General features: G+C 70.3%; 18 protein-coding genes. 14 read left to right on the top strand and 4 right to left on the bottom strand.

Translation table 11 applies throughout. The annotated features are described in order from the left end of the window. Positions 1–63: 63 nt before the first annotated feature. The 11 genes from ACZ56B_RS17920 to ACZ56B_RS17870 all read left to right on the top strand — a co-directional run bounded on the left by ACZ56B_RS17920 (position 64) and on the right by ACZ56B_RS17870 (position 10,182). Positions 64–1,404 (top strand): MraY family glycosyltransferase, encoded by a 1,341-nt coding sequence (locus tag ACZ56B_RS17920; RefSeq protein ID WP_468790912.1) that lies wholly within the window; start codon positions 64–66, stop codon positions 1,402–1,404. A 355-nt stretch (positions 1,405–1,759) separates the two neighbouring features. Next, a complete protein-coding gene (locus tag ACZ56B_RS17915; protein ID WP_468790910.1) occupies positions 1,760–2,197 on the top strand; it encodes a hypothetical protein in 438 nt (145 codons plus the stop codon). A 225-nt stretch (positions 2,198–2,422) separates the two neighbouring features. Continuing rightward, on the top strand, positions 2,423–3,244 hold the full coding sequence (gene atpB / locus ACZ56B_RS17910) for a F0F1 ATP synthase subunit A (RefSeq protein ID WP_468790908.1): 822 nt from the start codon (positions 2,423–2,425) through the stop codon (positions 3,242–3,244). Between the two features lie 73 nt (positions 3,245–3,317). Next, positions 3,318–3,548: an ATP synthase F0 subunit C gene (gene atpE / locus ACZ56B_RS17905; protein ID WP_004983330.1), complete on the top strand. Its 231-nt coding sequence runs from the start codon at positions 3,318–3,320 to the stop codon at positions 3,546–3,548. A 44-nt stretch (positions 3,549–3,592) separates the two neighbouring features. After that, a complete protein-coding gene (locus ACZ56B_RS17900; protein WP_468790906.1) occupies positions 3,593–4,138 on the top strand; it encodes a F0F1 ATP synthase subunit B in 546 nt (181 codons plus the stop codon). Further along, entirely contained in the window at positions 4,135–4,950 is an 816-nt protein-coding gene (locus ACZ56B_RS17895) for a F0F1 ATP synthase subunit delta (RefSeq protein ID WP_468790904.1), read from the top strand. The genes ACZ56B_RS17900 and ACZ56B_RS17895 overlap by 4 nt, the downstream gene beginning before the upstream one ends. Positions 4,951–5,085: 135 nt before the next feature. Further along, positions 5,086–6,678: a F0F1 ATP synthase subunit alpha gene (gene atpA, locus ACZ56B_RS17890; RefSeq protein WP_468790902.1), complete on the top strand. Its 1,593-nt coding sequence runs from the start codon at positions 5,086–5,088 to the stop codon at positions 6,676–6,678. Positions 6,679–6,699: 21 nt separating this feature from the next. After that, complete coding sequence (locus tag ACZ56B_RS17885) at positions 6,700–7,617, top strand: F0F1 ATP synthase subunit gamma (protein WP_468790900.1); 918 nt, start codon at positions 6,700–6,702, stop codon at positions 7,615–7,617. Beyond that, on the top strand, positions 7,617–9,065 hold the full coding sequence (gene atpD, locus ACZ56B_RS17880; RefSeq protein ID WP_468790898.1) for a F0F1 ATP synthase subunit beta: 1,449 nt from the start codon (positions 7,617–7,619) through the stop codon (positions 9,063–9,065). The genes ACZ56B_RS17885 and atpD overlap by 1 nt, the downstream gene beginning before the upstream one ends. 130 nt (positions 9,066–9,195) lie before the next feature. Then, positions 9,196–9,573: a F0F1 ATP synthase subunit epsilon gene (locus ACZ56B_RS17875; protein ID WP_468790896.1), complete on the top strand. Its 378-nt coding sequence runs from the start codon at positions 9,196–9,198 to the stop codon at positions 9,571–9,573. 162 nt (positions 9,574–9,735) lie between these two features. Beyond that, entirely contained in the window at positions 9,736–10,182 is a 447-nt protein-coding gene (locus tag ACZ56B_RS17870; protein ID WP_468790894.1) for a DUF2550 domain-containing protein, read from the top strand. Between the two features lie 233 nt (positions 10,183–10,415). Here the strand turns inward: ACZ56B_RS17870 and ACZ56B_RS17865 are convergent, their stop codons facing one another. The 3 genes from ACZ56B_RS17865 to ACZ56B_RS17855 all read right to left on the bottom strand — a co-directional run bounded on the left by ACZ56B_RS17865 (position 10,416) and on the right by ACZ56B_RS17855 (position 14,221). Further along, on the bottom strand, positions 10,416–12,236 hold the full coding sequence (locus ACZ56B_RS17865) for a glycosyl hydrolase family 18 protein (protein ID WP_468790892.1): 1,821 nt from the start codon (positions 12,234–12,236) through the stop codon (positions 10,416–10,418). A 144-nt stretch (positions 12,237–12,380) separates the two neighbouring features. Continuing rightward, complete coding sequence (locus ACZ56B_RS17860) at positions 12,381–13,022, bottom strand: response regulator (RefSeq protein ID WP_468790890.1); 642 nt, start codon at positions 13,020–13,022, stop codon at positions 12,381–12,383. Then, complete coding sequence (locus ACZ56B_RS17855; protein WP_468790888.1) at positions 13,019–14,221, bottom strand: sensor histidine kinase; 1,203 nt, start codon at positions 14,219–14,221, stop codon at positions 13,019–13,021. The genes ACZ56B_RS17860 and ACZ56B_RS17855 overlap by 4 nt, the downstream gene beginning before the upstream one ends. 152 nt (positions 14,222–14,373) lie before the next feature. Here ACZ56B_RS17855 and ACZ56B_RS17850 point away from each other — a divergent pair, with 152 nt between their 5' ends. Continuing rightward, the gene (locus ACZ56B_RS17850; protein ID WP_468790886.1) at positions 14,374–14,958 is read left to right on the top strand and encodes a hypothetical protein; all 585 of its coding nucleotides are present in this window, start codon (positions 14,374–14,376) and stop codon (positions 14,956–14,958) included. Beyond that, positions 14,955–15,149 carry a DUF5708 family protein gene (locus tag ACZ56B_RS17845; RefSeq protein WP_468790884.1) on the top strand — a complete coding sequence of 65 codons (195 nt, stop codon included), beginning with the start codon at positions 14,955–14,957 and terminating at the stop codon, positions 15,147–15,149. Before ACZ56B_RS17850 ends, ACZ56B_RS17845 begins: the two co-directional genes overlap by 4 nt. Positions 15,150–15,152: 3 nt before the next feature. Here ACZ56B_RS17845 and ACZ56B_RS17840 read toward each other — a convergent pair whose 3' ends face one another. Then, the gene (locus ACZ56B_RS17840; protein ID WP_081237462.1) at positions 15,153–15,725 is read right to left on the bottom strand and encodes a cob(I)yrinic acid a,c-diamide adenosyltransferase; all 573 of its coding nucleotides are present in this window, start codon (positions 15,723–15,725) and stop codon (positions 15,153–15,155) included. Positions 15,726–16,014: 289 nt separating this feature from the next. Between ACZ56B_RS17840 and ACZ56B_RS17835 the strand changes: the two genes are divergently transcribed. Beyond that, positions 16,015–16,863 carry a 3-hydroxyacyl-CoA dehydrogenase family protein gene (locus ACZ56B_RS17835; protein ID WP_468790881.1) on the top strand — a complete coding sequence of 283 codons (849 nt, stop codon included), beginning with the start codon at positions 16,015–16,017 and terminating at the stop codon, positions 16,861–16,863. Positions 16,864–16,880: the final 17 nt, after the last annotated feature.

Here is a 16,880-nt window from a genome sequence, read left to right as displayed (position 1 = left end):
CCCGTATGCGCGCCTCGCTAGGGTGTGGGGCTGTGATGGCCAGCGAGACCTGTGGGGAAGCCCGTGCGTGAATACCTGCTGACGCTCTGCGTCACTGCCGCGGTGACGTACCTGCTGACCGGCCCGGTACGGAAGTTCGCGATCGTGGCCGGGGCGATGCCGCAGATCCGGGCGCGGGACGTGCACCGGGAACCTACTCCGCGGCTCGGCGGTATCGCGATGTTCTTCGGCCTGTGCGCGGGTCTGCTGGTCGCCGACCACCTCGCCAACCTCGGCCAGCTCTTCGAGAGGTCCAACGAGCCCCGGGCGCTGCTCTCCGGGGCCGCGCTGATCTGGCTGATCGGCGTCCTGGACGACAAGTTCGAGATCGACGCCCTGATCAAGCTCGGCGGCCAGATGATCGCGGCCGGCGTGATGGTCATGCAGGGCCTGACGATCCTGTGGCTGCCGATCCCGGGCGTCGGCTCGGTCGCCCTCACCCAGTGGCAGGGCACGCTGCTCACGGTCGCGCTGGTCGTCATCACCATCAACGCGGTCAACTTCGTCGACGGCCTGGACGGTCTCGCGGCCGGCATGGTGTGCATCGCGGCGACGGCGTTCTTCCTGTACGCCTACCGCATCTGGTACTCGTACGGCATCGAGGCGGCCGCCCCGGCGACGCTGTTCGCGGCGATCCTGATGGGCATGTGCCTGGGCTTCCTGCCGCACAACATGCACCCGGCGCGGATCTTCATGGGGGACTCCGGCTCGATGCTCATCGGCCTGGTCCTGGCCGCCGGTGCGATCTCCGTCACGGGACAGGTGGACCCGGACGCCCTGAACCTGTACGTGGGGTCGGAGAAGGAGGCCGTGCACCAGACGGTGCCGGTCTACATCCCGCTGATCCTGCCGCTCACCATCATCGCGGTGCCGGCCGCCGACCTGGTCCTGGCGATCGTGCGGCGCACCTGGCGCGGCCAGTCGCCGTTCGCGGCGGACCGGGGCCACCTGCACCACCGGCTGCTGGAGATCGGCCACTCGCACAGCCGCGCGGTGCTGATCATGTACTTCTGGTCGGCGCTGATCGCCTTCGGCGCGCTCGCCTACTCCGTCAACTCGGCGTCCATGTGGATCGTCCTGGGCGTGGTCCTCCTCAGCGCGATCGGCCTGGTCCTGCTCCTGCTGCCGCGCTTCACCCCGCGCGCCCCGCGCTGGGCGGAGGCCTTCGTCCCGCCGCGCTACCGCCGTCGCCGGGCGACCGCGCCCGTCGCGGACGCCCCGGCGGCGGAGCGGGCGCCGCAGGACGCCGTGGAGGCGGAGCACCGCTCCCCGGTCGCCGCGGGCGTCTCCGGCGTCAACGGAGCGACCGCCCTCGGCTCCCGCGCCCGCCCGGCCGACGGTCCGAGGGCCGGCAACTCCCGCTGACGCCCCGTCGGGACGCCCGCGAAGGCGAGAACGCGCGAAGGTAAGAATCCGACTAGAGCATTGCCAAGTCGTGGGAGTCCTATGGGACCGTGTTGGGGGTGCGAAGCGGCCCAATACCAGACAAGAAGGCCGCGTTCTCGCTCAGAAGCGCGGATTGGCCCTCACGTGTGACACCGCGCACACTCTTTGGGTAAAGACTGCATCAAATAGTTTGTGATACCGTTCACGAGTCCCCGGAAAGAGCTGCCGGGCCGTAGTGCGACGGCCCGCCCGGTGCGAGGAATTCGCACCCCGTCCGGGGGACTACGCTCGTCCATGACGACACCCCTTGCCCCCGAAAAGCGGAGTTGCCGCCATGCCGTCCAACGACGTCCGGATCCTGATCCAGGCTGCCGTGCCCACCGCTGCCGTCGGTGCGGTCGCAGCCGCGATCGGCGGTGCCGTCGAGGGCGGCCAGGGAGTGACCGGCGGGGTCGTCGCGACGGCGCTCGTGATCCTGCTCATGGGGGTGGGTCTGTACGTCCTGCAGTGGACCGCCAAGTCGCTGCCGCATCTGTTCCAGGCCATGGGACTGATGATGTACATGGCGCAGATCCTGCTGATGTTCGTCTTCATCGCGCTCTTCAAGAACACGACGCTGTTCCACCCGAAGGTCTTCGCCCTCACGCTGCTCGTCTGCACCCTCACCTGGGTCGCCGCGCAGGCGCGGGCCCACATGAAGGCCAAGATCCCTTATGTGGAACCCGATTCGACGACGAGCCAGAAGAAGGAAACCCCGGGGCGTTCGTCGTGAGACGTAGGGCCGGGATAAAGGCGCATGGAAGACCCTGCTATCGTCCGTTGCCAACTGCGGCATCGCGGGCGCGGGCATCCGAGATGACGCCTGCCACATCGCGAGGCGAGATGCCCCACAGCCGCCCCCACATCCGTAACACCAGTCCCGTGCCGATCCGCGGCCCCGTGCCGCGCCGACACCACGAGGTTGCCGAATCCATGCGCCACGCCGAAGGAGCCCGCGGTGAGTGCTGACCCGACGCAGGTGCTCGCCTTCGAGACCGACTGCCACATCTTCGACGGCTGTGGCTTCCCGTCTCCCGGGCTGCACTCGTTCCTGTTCGAGCCCCTCTGGGGCGACGGCGACAGCAACCTGTACTTCAACAAGACGATGCTGCTGGCGCTGCTCGGCTCGATCGTCGTCCTCGGCTTCTTCTGGGCGGCCTTCCGGCGGCCCCAGGTCGTCCCCGGCAAGCTGCAGATGGTCGCCGAGACCGGCTACGACTTCGTCCGCCGCGGCATCGTCTACGAGACGATGGGCAAGCGCGAGGGCGAGAAGTACGTCCCGTTCATCGTCGCGATGTTCTTCTTCGTCTGGATGATGAACCTCTGGTCGATCATCCCGCTCGCCCAGTTCCCGGTGACCTCGGTCTTCGCCTACCCGCTGGGTCTCGCGCTGCTCGTCTACGTCGTGTGGGTCTCGCTGACCTTCAAGAAGCACGGTTTCGTCGGCGCCCTGAAGAACTTCACCGGCTACGACAAGTCGCTCGGCGCGGCGCTGCCGGTCGTCATGCTGATCGAGGCCTTCTCGAACCTGATCGTGCGGCCCTTCACCCACGCGGTGCGACTCTTCGCGAACATGTTCGCGGGCCACATCCTGATCGTGCTCTTCACCATCGCCAGCTGGTACCTGCTGAACGGCATCGGCATCGCCTACGCCGGCGTCTCGTTCCTGATGGTCCTGGTGATGACGCTGTTCGAGCTCTTCATCCAAGCCCTGCAGGCGTACGTCTTCGTCCTGCTGGCCTGTACTTACATCCAGGGCGCGCTCGCCGAGCACCACTGAGCGTCCCGCACCCGCCCCCCTAGTCGTCCGGTGGCGCACCCCCACCGGCCCGTGAAGAAAAGGAAGAACTGGCATGTCCCAGACCCTTGCCGCCGTCAGCGGTTCGATCGCTTCCATCGGCTACGGCATCGCCGCTTTCGGTCCCGGCATCGGCGTCGGCATCATCTTCGGTAAGGGCACCGAAGCCATCGCCCGCCAGCCCGAGGCCGCCGGCCTGATCCGCGCCAACCAGATCCTCGGCTTCGCCTTCTGTGAGGCGCTCGCCCTCATCGGCCTGGTCATGCCGTTCGTCTACGGCACGTGATCATCTGATCCACGACCGCCCCCCTAGACGAAAGGCACTCTGATATGAGCCCACTGCTTCATATCGCGGCTGAGGAGTTGCAGAACCCCCTCGTCCCGCCGATTCCCGAGCTCGTCATCGGCCTGCTCGCCTTCGTCATCGTCTTCGGCCTCCTCGCCAAGAAGCTCCTTCCGAACATCAACAAGGTTCTGGAGGAGCGCCGCGAGGCGATCGAGGGCGGGATCGAGAAGGCCGAGGCCGCCCAGACCGAGGCCCAGAGCGTGCTCGAGCAGTACAAGGCTCAGCTCGCCGAGGCCCGGCACGAGGCCGCGCGCCTGCGCCAGGAGGCGCAGGAGCAGGGCGCCGCGCTCATCGCCGAGATGCGCGCGGAGGGCCAGCGGCAGCGTGAAGAGATCATCGCCGCCGGTCACACGCAGGTCGAGGCCGACCGCAAGGCCGCGTCCGCGGCACTGCGCCAGGACATCGGCAGGCTCGCCACCGAACTGGCGGGCAAGCTCGTCGGCGAGTCCCTCGAGGACCACGCCCGGCAGAGCCGTGTGATCGACCGCTTCCTCGACCAGCTCGAGGAGAAGGCCGAGGCCGCGCGATGAACGGAGCGAGCCGCGAGGCCCTGGCAGCCGCACGTGAGCGGCTCGACGCGCTGACGGACTCCACGTCCGTGGACGCGGCGCAGCTCGCCGACGAGCTGGCCGCCGTCACCGCGCTGCTCGACCGCGAGGTCAGCTTGCGCCGGGTCCTCACCGACCCGGCGCAGGCCGCTGACGCCAAGGCCGGCCTGGCCGGACGCATCCTCGGCGGTCAGGTCGGCGGCCCGACCGCCGACCTGGTGGCCGGCACGGTGCGCTCCCGCTGGTCGCAGTCGCGCGACCTGGTGGACGCGCTGGAGGAGCTGGCCAACACGGCCGACTTCACCGCGGCCCAGCGGGCGGGCACGCTCGACGAGGTCGAGGACGAGCTGTTCCGGTTCGGCCGGATCGTCTCCTCCGACACCCAGCTGCGGGCCGCGCTGACCAACCGCGCCGCGAGCGCCTCGGCCAAGACCGAGCTGGTGCACAACCTGCTCGGCGGCCGGGTCAAGGCCACGACCGAGCGCCTGGTGACGCGCCTTGTCACCGCGCCGCGGGGACGTAGCCTGGAAGCGGGACTCGAGTCCCTGACCAGGCTCGCCGCCGAGCGTCGCAACCGCACGGTCGCCGTCGTCACCTCGGCGGTCCCGCTGAGCGACACGCAGAAGCGGCGTCTCGGCGCCGCGCTGGCGAAGCTCTACGGCCGTGAGATGCATCTCAACCTCGACGTGGACCCCGAGGTCCTGGGCGGGATCCGGGTGCGGGTCGGCGACGAGATCATCAACGGCTCGCTCGCGGACCGGCTCGAGGAAGCCGCCCGCCGCATGGCGAGCTAGCAGCAACTCCATAAGCATGACTACGGCCCGGGTTGGGCCGTGCAGAGGATTCACCTCTTATTGGGGGGAGTCCCCGACTCGTGGAATACCCCCCAAGTGAAACTTCGGGCCCAACAAGGAGAGCAGGGAACTCAGATGGCGGAGCTCACGATCCGGCCGGAGGAGATCCGGGACGCGCTGGAGAACTTCGTCCAGTCGTACAAGCCGGACGCGGCCTCGCGCGAGGAGGTCGGTACGGTCACCCTTGCCGGTGACGGCATCGCAAAGGTCGAGGGCCTGCCGTCGGCCATGGCCAACGAGCTGCTGAAGTTCGAGGACGGCACCCTCGGCCTCGCCCTCAACCTCGAGGAGCGGGAGATCGGTGCCATCGTCCTCGGTGAGTTCAGCGGCATCGAGGAGGGTCAGCCGGTCTCCCGCACCGGCGAGGTCCTGTCCGTCGCCGTGGGCGAGGGCTACCTCGGCCGTGTGGTGGACCCGCTCGGCAACCCGATCGACGGCCTCGGCGAGATCGAGACCGAGGGCCGCCGCGCCCTCGAACTGCAGGCCCCCACGGTCATGCAGCGCAAGTCGGTGCACGAGCCGATGGAGACGGGCTACAAGGCCGTCGACGCCATGACCCCGATCGGCCGTGGTCAGCGCCAGCTGATCATCGGCGACCGCCAGACCGGCAAGACCGCCCTGGCCGTCGACACGATCATCAACCAGCGTGACAACTGGCGCACCGGCGACCCGAAGAAGCAGGTCCGCTGCATCTACGTCGCCATCGGCCAGAAGGGCTCCACCATCGCGTCGGTCCGCCGCGCGCTGGAGGAGAACGGCGCGCTGGAGTACACGACCATCGTCGCCGCCCCGGCGTCCGACCCGGCCGGCTTCAAGTACCTGGCGCCGTACACCGGCTCCGCCATCGGCCAGCACTGGATGTACCAGGGCAAGCACGTCCTGATCATCTTCGACGACCTGTCGAAGCAGGCCGACGCCTACCGCGCCGTGTCGCTGCTGCTGCGCCGCCCGCCGGGCCGCGAGGCCTACCCGGGTGACGTCTTCTACCTGCACTCCCGGCTGCTGGAGCGCTGCGCCAAGCTCTCCGACGACATGGGTGCCGGCTCGATGACGGGTCTGCCGATCGTCGAGACCAAGGCCAACGACGTCTCGGCGTTCATCCCGACCAACGTCATCTCCATCACCGACGGCCAGTGCTTCCTGGAGTCCGACCTGTTCAACGCCGGCCAGCGTCCGGCCCTGAACGTCGGTATCTCGGTCTCCCGCGTCGGTGGCTCCGCCCAGCACAAGGCGATGAAGCAGGTCTCCGGCCGTCTGCGCGTGGACCTCGCCCAGTTCCGCGAGCTGGAGGCGTTCGCCGCCTTCGGTTCCGACCTGGACGCCGCGTCGAAGGCGCAGCTGGAGCGGGGTCAGCGCATGGTCGAGCTGCTGAAGCAGGACCAGTACCAGCCGATGGCCACCGAGGACCAGGTCGTCTCCGTCTGGGCCGGCACCACCGGGAAGATGGACGACGTCCCGGTCGCCGACGTCCGCCGCTTCGAGAGGGAACTGCTGGAGTACCTGCACCGCCAGGAGCAGGGCCTCATGACCTCCATCCGCGAGGGCGGCAAGATGTCCGACGACACCCTGCAGGCCGTCGCCGAGGCGATCGCTGCCTTCAAGAAGCAGTTCGAGACGAGCGACGGCAAGCTGCTCGGCGAGGACGCCCCGGCCGCTGCCGCCAAGTGACGTAAGGAAGGGACCTGACTCATGGGAGCTCAGCTCCGGGTCTACAAGCGTCGCATCCGATCCGTCACCGCGACCAAGAAGATCACCAAGGCGATGGAGATGATCGCCGCCTCGCGCGTCGTCAAGGCGCAGCGCAAGGTGGCGGCCTCCACGCCGTACGCGCAGGAACTCACCCGCGCGGTCACGGCGGTCGGTACCGGTTCGGACGTCAAGCACCCGCTGACCACGGAGGCGGAGACCCCGACCCGTGCCGCGGTCCTGCTCCTCACGAGCGACCGCGGTCTGGCCGGTGCCTTCAACGCCAATGCCATCAAGGCGGCGGAGCAGCTGACCGAGCGCCTGGAGCGCGAGGGCAAGCAGGTCGACACGTACATCGTCGGCCGCCGCGGTGTCGCCCACTACAACTTCCGCGAGCGCACGGTCGCGGAGTCGTTCACGGGCTTCACCGACGAGCCCTCGTACGCGGACGCCAAGAAGGTCGCGGCCCCGCTGATCGAGGCCATCGAGAAGGAGACGGCGGACGGGGGTGTGGACGAACTCCACATCGTCTACACCGAGTTCGTCTCGATGATGACGCAGACGGCGGTCGGCTCCCGGCTGCTCCCGCTGCGCCTCGAGGAGGTCGCTCAGGAGTCGGCGACGAAGGACGAGGTCCTTCCGCTGTACGACTTCGAGCCCTCGGCGGAGGATGTCCTCGACGCCCTGCTGCCGCGCTACGTCGAGAGCCGCATCTACAACGCGCTGCTCCAGTCGGCCGCCTCGAAGCACGCCGCCACGCGGCGCGCGATGAAGTCGGCCACCGACAACGCGGGTGAGCTGATCAACACGCTCTCCCGTCTTGCCAACGCGGCCCGCCAGGCCGAAATCACCCAGGAAATCAGCGAGATCGTCGGTGGCGCGAGCGCACTGGCCGACGCGACCGCGGGGAGTGACAACTAATGACCACCACTGTTGAGCCGACCGCTGCGTCGGGCGTGGCCACCGGCCGCGTCGCGCGGGTCATCGGCCCGGTCGTCGACGTGGAGTTCCCCGTCGACGCGATGCCGGACATCTACAACGCCCTGCACGTCGAGGTCTCCGACCCGGCGAACGAGGGCGCGAAGAAGACGCTGACCCTGGAAGTCGCCCAGCACCTGGGCGAGGGCCTGGTCCGCACCATCTCCATGCAGCCCACCGACGGCCTGGTCCGCCAGGCCCCGGTGACCGACACGGGCGCCGCCATCTCCGTGCCGGTCGGCGACTTCACCAAGGGCAAGGTGTTCAACACCCTCGGTGAGGTGCTCAACGTCGACGAGTCGTACGACGGCGAGCGCTGGCCGATCCACCGCAAGGCGCCGAACTTCGACGAGCTCGAGTCGAAGACCGAGATGTTCGAGACCGGCGTGAAGGTCATCGACCTCCTCACCCCGTACGTCAAGGGCGGCAAGATCGGTCTGTTCGGCGGCGCCGGCGTCGGCAAGACGGTGCTCATCCAGGAGATGATCTACCGCGTCGCCAACAACCACGACGGTGTGTCGGTGTTCGCCGGTGTCGGTGAGCGCACCCGTGAGGGCAACGACCTCATCGACGAGATGAGCGAGTCGGGCGTCATCGACAAGACCGCCCTGGTCTTCGGCCAGATGGACGAGCCCCCGGGCACCCGTCTGCGCGTCGCGCTGGCCGGCCTCACCATGGCCGAGTACTTCCGCGACGTCCAGAAGCAGGACGTGCTGTTCTTCATCGACAACATCTTCCGCTTCACCCAGGCCGGTTCCGAGGTGTCGACCCTGCTCGGCCGCATGCCCTCCGCGGTGGGCTACCAGCCGAACCTGGCCGACGAGATGGGTCTCCTCCAGGAGCGCATCACCTCGACCCGCGGTCACTCGATCACCTCGATGCAGGCGATCTACGTCCCCGCGGACGACCTGACCGACCCGGCCCCGGCCACCACCTTCGCCCACCTCGACGCGACGACGGTGCTCTCCCGTCCGATCTCGGAGAAGGGCATCTACCCGGCCGTGGACCCGCTGGACTCCACGTCCCGCATCCTGGACCCGCGCTACATCGCGCAGGACCACTACAACGCGGCCATGCGCGTGAAGAACATCCTGCAGAAGTACAAGGACCTGCAGGACATCATCGCGATCCTCGGTATCGACGAGCTCGGCGAGGAGGACAAGCTCGTCGTCCACCGTGCCCGTCGCGTGGAGCGCTTCCTGTCCCAGAACACCCACGTCGCCAAGCAGTTCACCGGCGTGGACGGTTCGGACGTGCCGCTGGACGAGTCGATCGCCGCGTTCAACGCGATCTGCGACGGTGAGTACGACCACTTCCCGGAGCAGGCGTTCTTCATGTGCGGTGGCATCGAGGACCTGAAGAAGAACGCGAAGGAGCTGGGCGTCTCCTGAGCCCCGCGTTCACCGTGGGCCCGCGGGCCCACACCTGAGGGGGCGGGTGCGTCCCGCCCCCTCTTCCACGCCCACTAGACTTGTAACCAACACCCGGCAGACCCGCCGGGTGGTGACCCGAGGAGCCACCTTGGCTGCTGAGCTGCACGTCGCGCTGGTCGCGGCCGACCGAGAGGTCTGGTCCGGCGAGGCCACCCTGGTCGTCGCGCGCACCACGTCCGGCGACATCGGCGTCATGCCCGGTCACCAGCCGCTGCTCGGTGTGCTGGAGTCGGGCCCGGTGACCATCCGCAGGAACGACGGTGAGACGGTCGTCGCCGCGGTGCACGGCGGTTTCATCTCGTTCGCGGACAACAAGCTGTCGCTGCTGGCGGAGATCGCCGAGCTCTCGGACGAGATCGACGTCCAGCGTGCGGAGCGGGCGCTCGAGCGCGCGAAGTCGGAGGCCGACGCCCCGGCGGAGCGCCGCGCGGACGTCCGTCTGCGGGCGGCGACGACGACGCGCTGAGCCATGGGAGGCACCGCCCGGGCTGTCCAGGCACCGGGGGATCGGTGCGATGACGTCACTCAGCCGCGGCCGGCACCGGAGCGATCCGGAGCCGGCCGCGGCTGAGGCAGATCTGGATGATTTTTCCGTTCCGTTACCTAGGAGACGAGGAGGTCGGTGTCGATGGTCCTCGCTCTGACTGTGTGCGGAATCGTCGTGGCGCTCGTGGTGGTGGGGCTCTTCGTCTTCGGACTGCGCCGCCGCCTCATCCAGCGGTCCGGCGGAACGTTCGACTGCAGCCTGCGCTGGGACGCCCCCGCGGAGGGCGACGCCGGGGGCAAGGGCTGGGCCTACGGGGTGGCCCGCTACAACGGTGACCGGGTCGAGTGGTTCCGGGTGTTCTCCTACGCTCCCCGCCCGCGCCGCGTCCTGGAGCGCTCCGCGATCGAGGTGGCCGGCCGCCGCGTCCCGGAGGGCGAGGAGGAGCTGGCCCTGCTGTCCGACTCCGTGATCCTCGCCTGCCTGCACCGGGGCACCCGTCTGGAGCTCGCCATGAGCGAGGACGCGCTGACCGGTTTCCTCGCCTGGCTCGAGGCGGCCCCGCCCGGGCAGCGGGTGAACGTCGCGTAGGGCGACCGCCTGGAGCGGCGTTCGGGCCCCGCTGCGGGCGGGGCCGCGTCCCTTTGGCGGCGGACCCGCCGGGTCCGGGACGGTGGTCGGAGCGGCTGGTCCACGGCGTGCCCCCGGCAGCCGAGCCGCCGGGGAGGAGGAAGACGGCACAACCGCGTCCGCCCTCCCCCGGAGGAGTCCCGGGGGAGGGCGGACGCGGTCTGACCACGTGCCCGGCCGTGTGTTCCGGCCGGCTACTTCAGTCCGCCGTCGATGGCGCTCACCAGCTCGCCGTTGGCGGTGTCACCGCTGAACTCCCAGAAGAAGGCGCCGCCCAGGCCCTGGCTCTTGGCCCAGGACATCTTCCCGGCGATCGTCGACGGGGTGTCGTAGGACCACCAGTTGGTGCCGCAGTGCGCGTACGCCGTGCCGGCGACGGTGCCGGTGACCGGGCAGCTGTTCTTGAGGATCTTGTAGTCCTCGATGCCCGCCTCGTAGGTGCCGGGGGCCGCGCCGGTCGCCGAGCCGCCCGGGGCGGACTGGGTGACGCCGGTCCAGCCGCGGCCGTAGAAGCCGATGCCGAGCAGCAGCTTGCTCGCCGGGACGCCCTTCGCCTTCAGCTTCGCGATCGCGGCGGCCGAGTTGAAGCCCTCGTGCGGGATGCCGGCGTACGACGTCAGCGGCGAGTGCGGGGCCGTCGGGCCGTCCGCGTCGAAGGCGCCGAAGTAGTCGTACGTCATCACGTTGTACCAGTCGAGGTACTGCGCGGCGCCGCCGTAGTCGGCCGCGTCGATCTTGCCGCCGTCGGAGCCGTCGGCGGTGATGGCCGCGGTGACCAGGTAGTCCTCGCCGAACTCGGCGCGCAGGGCCTGGGAGAGGTTCCTGAAGGCCGCCGGGCCGCTGCTGTCGCAGGTGAGACCGCAGGCGTTCGGGTACTCCCAGTCGATGTCGATGCCGTCGAACACGTCGGCCCAGCGCGGGTCCTCCACGACCTGCTTGCAGGACCTGGCGAACGCGGCCGGGTTCTGCGCGGCCTGGCCGAAGCCGGTGGAGTAGGTCCAGCCGCCGAAGGAGTACAGCACCTTGATGTGCGGGTACTTCGCCTTCAGCTGGCGCAGCTGGTTGAAGGTGCCGCGCAGCGGCTGGTCCCAGGTGTCGGCGGTGCCGCTGACGGACTGGTCGGCGGTGTAGGCCTTCTCGTAGGCGGCGAAGGTGTCGTCGACGGTGCACTGACCGTTCTTGACGTTGCCGAACGCGTAGTTGATGTGGGTGATCTTCGAGGCCGAGCCGGACGTCACCAGGTTCTTGACGTGGTAGTTGCGGCCGTAGACGCCCCACTCGGTGAAGTAACCGAGATTGATCTTGCCGCCGGGGGGCGGCTCCTCGGTGCTGCCGGTGGTGCGGACCCGGACCGCGCCGCTGACGGGGCCGGTCTGGTCGGCGGTGTCGCGCGCCTGCACGGTGTAGGAGTAGTCGGTGCCCTTGGTGAGCCCGGTGTCCGTGTACGACGTGCCGGTCACGGTGGCGACCCTGGCGCCGTCGCGCAGCACGTCGTAGTTCTTGACGCCCTTGTCGTCGGTGGCCGCGGCCCAGGACAGCCGCACCGAGGTGTCGGTGACGTTCGAGGCGGTGGGGGTGCCGGGCGCGGAGGGGGCCTTGTCGCCGGGGACGGAGGTGCCGTCGCAGCTGCCGCCGTTGAGCTTGCAGCCGGACGGGGAGCCGGAGCCGGAGCCGTTGAAGCCGAAGGAGACCGACGCCCCGGGGGCGAGGGTGCCGTTCCAGCCGACGTTCTTGGCGGTCCAGTGGTCACCGGAGTTGGTGACCGTGGCGTCCCAGGCGGAGGTGACCTTGGTGCCGGAGGGGAAGTCCCACTCGACGGTCCACGAGCTGAGGGGGGTGGTGCCGGTGTTCTTCACCGTCCACTTGCCCTCGAAGCCGGAGCCCCAGTCCTGGGTCTTGGTGTAGGTGGCGGTGGCGGAGCCGGCCGCCTGGGCGGGACTCGCGAGGGCGACGAGCCCGGGGAGGGGGAGCAGCAGGGTCGCGAGACCTGCCGCGGCTTTGTGTCTGAAGCGCATGGTGCGCCTCCTCTGGTGATTGCGCCGCCGGCGCAACGGGGATGTCGGGGTGGACATGACTGAGCCATCACGCCCACGGTGCCGCGAGGATAGAAAGGTCTGGACCACGGGTCAATAGGTCTGGACCACCTCGCCGCTTCCGGATCAGATCCCCAACTCCTGCGCCAGCACGGCGGCTTGCACCCGGCTGCGCAGCTCCAGCTTGCCCAGCAGTCGGCTGACGTGCGTCTTCACCGTGCCCTCCGCCATGTCGAGGCGGTCCGCGATGCCGGCGTTGGACAGGCCCTCGCCGAGGCAGGAGAGCACCTCGCGCTCGCGCCGGGTGAGGGACTCCAGCACCGCCGGGTCGGCCGCCGCCCCCCGGGCCGGCTTCGCGGCGAACTCGGCGATCAGCCGCCGGGTGACGGCCGGGGCGACGATCCCCTCCCCGCGCGCCACCGTGCGCACCGCCGCGATCAGGTCCTTCGCCTCCGTGTTCTTCAGCAGGAACCCGGCGGCCCCGGCCCTGAGCGCCCCGAAGACGTACTCGTCCAGGTCGAAGGTGGTCAGCACCAGCACGTCGGCGAGCCGTTCGCCGACCACCCGCCGGGTCGCCGACACCCCGTCCAGACGCGGCATCTGCACGTCCATCAGCACCAGGTCCGGGCGCAGTTCACGGGCGAGCGCCACCGCCTGCTCGCCGTCCGCGGCCTCGCCGACCACCTCGACGTCGGGCGCGCTGCGCAGGATGAGGACCAGGCCGGCGCGGACGGCTGACTGGTCCTCGGCGACCAGGACGCGGATCATCGGTTCTCTCCTCGGGCGGTGTCGGTGAGGGGGAGGGCGGCGCGGACGGTCCAGACCTTGCCGTCCGCGGGGTCCGGGGCGTCCTCGGGGCCCGCGTCGAAGGTGCCGTGCAGCAGGGCGGCCCGCTCCCGCATCCCGATCAGACCGGCCCCGGAACCCGGCGCGCGCGGGGCGTCCCGGCCGCCGTGGGGACTGGTCACGCGGAGCTCGAGGACGCCGTCCCGCTCGCGCAGCCGCACCGTGACCCTCCCCGGCGCGGCGTGCTTCAGCGCGTTCGTCAGCGACTCCTGCACGATCCTGTACGCGGCGAGCTCGACCGGTGCGGGGACGGCGCCGTGCGCGGCGTCGAGGGCGACGTCCAGACCGTTGGCGCGGGCGCCCTCCACCAGGGCGCCGAGGCCGTCGAGGGTCGGGGTCGCGGCCGGCTCCCGGTCGTCGGCGCCCTCCCGCAGGATGCCGATCAGGCGGCGCATCTCGGACAGCCCCTGGACGCTGTTCTCCCGGATCACGGCGAGGGCCTCCCTGGAGGTCCCGGGGTCGTCCAGGGAGAGCGCGGCCGTGGAGTGGATGGCGATCGCGGAGAGGTGGTTGGCCACCACGTCGTGCAACTCCCGCGCCATCCGGGAGCGCTCCGCGGCCACCGCCTGGGTGCGGTCCATCTCCGCGAGCAGCGCGGTCTGCTCGGCCCGCAGCCGCGCGGCCTCGGCGGCGTCCCGGTGGTTGCGCACGATGAGGCCGGTCGACGCGGGCCCGAACGCGACGACGCCGACGAGGAACCCGATCAGCAGCGCCTCGGGCTCCCGCAGCACGGCGTACGGCACCAGCGCGCCGGCGATGCTGAGCAGGCCGGTGATCCGCGGGATGCGGCGGGCGGCGCCGGGCGGGCCGTACAGGACGGCGGCGTACATCAGGTCGGTGTACATCGCGACCGTGGCGATGCTGCCCCGGGTCAGGGTGTCCGCGGCCAGCGCCAGGGTGCCGACGAGCAGCGCGGTGCGCGGGGCGGAGCGGCGCAGCAGCTCGCAGCCGGACATGACGAGGAGCGGCAGCAGGAGGGACCAGCGGCCGTCGAGGAGCACGATCGGGTCGTCGGCCCGCCGGACGCCGAGGCCGAAGCCCCACAGCAGCAGCCCGCCGAGCAGCCCGGCGAGCGCGGCCCACACGTCGAAGCGGTGCGGGCGGGGCAGTCGTGGGGCCATGGGACCATCCAACACGGTGCGCGCGCCCGGCGCCTGGTCCCCGGGAAGGGTCCCGGACTGCATCCTTCGATGTACCGCGGGTTCGTCGGCGGCGACGACGAAAACCGCCGGTCCGCACGGGAGCCTGGAAGGGTGACCGAGAGGAGCGAACCGTGATCGCCGTCCTGATCGCCGCCTGCGAGATCGGCTTCTGGGTGCTGCTGGCCGCCGGACTGGCCTGCCGCTACCTGCTGCGGATGCCGCGCACCGGGCTGGCGCTGCTGCTGTGCGAGCCGCTGCTGGAGGTCGTCCTGCTGGTCGTCACCGCGCTGGACCTGAGGAACGGCGCCGAGCCGAACTGGACGCACGGCCTGGCCGCGCTCTACATCGGCTACACCGTCGGCCACGGCCACCGCACGGTGAAGTGGCTCGACGGCCACGCGGCGCACCGCCTGGCCGGTGCTCCGAGGCCCCCCGGCCCGCCGCGGTACGGACTGGCCCGCGCCCGGCACGAGACCAAGGTCTGGCTGGGCACGCTGCTGGGCGCCGCCGTGGCGACCGCGCTGCTCCAGATCGCCGTCTGGTACGTCGGGGACCCGGGCCGCACCACCTCCCTGGAGGACTGGCGCCACGTCGCCTGGCGCGCCGCCGGCATCCACGGGCTGATCGCCCTGGCCTACTGGATCTGGCCGAAGAAGGCCCCGGCGGGCGCGCCGGAGGCCGGCCGTGGAACCCACAGGGAGAAGGTGGACCGGTGAGCCGGGCGTCCGGGAACCTCCTCGCGGGGGCCGCCACCCTGCTGGTGGGCCTGGCCCTGTGGCGGTTCGCCCGGGGGGTGGAGCTGCCGCTGGTCACCCCCACCAAGGTGGGGGTGGTGCTGATGTGCGCCGGCGGCGCGGAGATCCTGCTGGGCCTGTACCGGGCCGCGCGGGCCCCGGGTTCCCGGTAGGGCTCAGCGCTCCCCGCCCGGCACCCACAGCACGTCGCCGGTCTCCTTGTTCGCGATGCGGGCCAGGATGAACAGCAGGTCCGAGAGGCGGTTCAGGTAGGTCGCGGTGAGCGGGTTCATGGTCTCGCCGTGCGCCTCCAGCGCGGCCCACGTCGACCGCTCGGCCCGCCGCACCACCGTGCAGGCCTGGTGCAGCAGGGCCGCGCCCGGCGTCCCGCCCGGCAGGATGAAGGAGCGCAGCTTCTCCAGCCGCTCGTTGAAGCGGTCGCAATCCGCCTCCAGCCGGTCCACGTAGAACTGCTCGACCCGCAGCGGCGGGAACTCGGGGTTCTCCACCACCGGCGTCGACAGGTCCGCGCCGACGTCGAACAGGTCGTTCTGGACGCGGGTGAGGACCGCGACGACCTCCTCCTCCAGACCGCCCAGCGCGATCGCCGTGCCGATCACCGCGTTCGCCTCGTTGGCGTCGGCGTAGGCGGAGATCCGCAGGTCGGTCTTGGGGACCCGGCTCATGTCACCGAGGTTGGTGGTGCCCTTGTCGCCGGTCCGGGTGTAGATGCGCGTCAGATTGACCATGCGGCCAGCCTAGTGACGCTCCGGCCGTCCGGACCGGTGTGTGCCCGTCGTCACGGCGGGCGCGCACCGGTCCGGACGGCCGCCGGAACGCCGTACGGCGCGGCGGCCGCCCCGCCCCGCAGAGCGGGAGGGCCCCGGTCGCGCCGTACGGGACGGCCCGTGCCGCGCTCCGGTGTGATGTCCGTCATGTGAGACGTGACGCGCGTTACTTACCGGTCACACGGCCCCTCCCGGGCGCTAGTGTCCGCTCCTGGAGAACAACGACAGCGCGTATCAGGGGAGTCGCACAGTGGCACGCAAGCTCGCCGTCATCGGGGCCGGCCTCATGGGGTCCGGCATCGCCCAGGTCTCCGCCCAGGCGGGCTGGGACGTCGTCCTGCGCGACGTCACCGACGAGGCGCTCACCCGGGGCACCGACGGGATCAAGGCGTCGTACGACAAGTTCGTGGGCAAGGGCAGGCTGGCGGCGGACGACGCCGAGGCCGCCCTCGCCCGGATCACCGCGACCACCGACCTGGACGCCTGTGCGGACGCGGACATCGTGGTCGAGGCCGTGTTCGAGAAGCTCGACGTGAAGCACGAGATCTTCCGCGCCCTCGACGAGATCGTGCGCGAGGACGCCGTGCTCGCCTCCAACACCTCCGCCATCCCGATCACCAAGATCGCGGCCGTGACGGAGCGCCCGGAGCGGGTCGTCGGCACCCACTTCTTCTCCCCGGTGCCGATGATGCAGCTGTGCGAACTGGTCCGCGGCTACAAGACCAGCGACGAAACCCTCGCCAGGGCCCGGGAGTTCGCCGAGTCGGTCGGCAAGACCTGCATCGTCGTCAACCGCGACGTCGCCGGCTTCGTGACCACCCGTCTGATCTGCGCCCTCGTCGTCGAGGCCGCGAAGCTGTACGAGTCGGGCGTGGCGAGTGCCGAGGACATCGACCTGGCGTGCAAGCTGGGTTTCGGGCACGCCATGGGGCCGCTGGCCACCGCCGACCTCACCGGCGTGGACATCCTGCTGCACGCCACGAGCAACATCTACACCGAGTCGCAGGACGAGAAGTTCGCCGCTCCCGAATTGATGCGCCGGATGGTTGACGCCGGTGACATCGGCCGCAAGAGCGGGCAGGGCTTCTACGAGCACTGACACCGCGTACTCACCCC

Source organism: Streptomyces sp. NPDC034670, assembly GCF_055574875.1.
The sequence above is the reverse complement of the archived record's forward strand: the minus strand, read 5'-3'. Positions and strand labels throughout refer to the sequence as shown.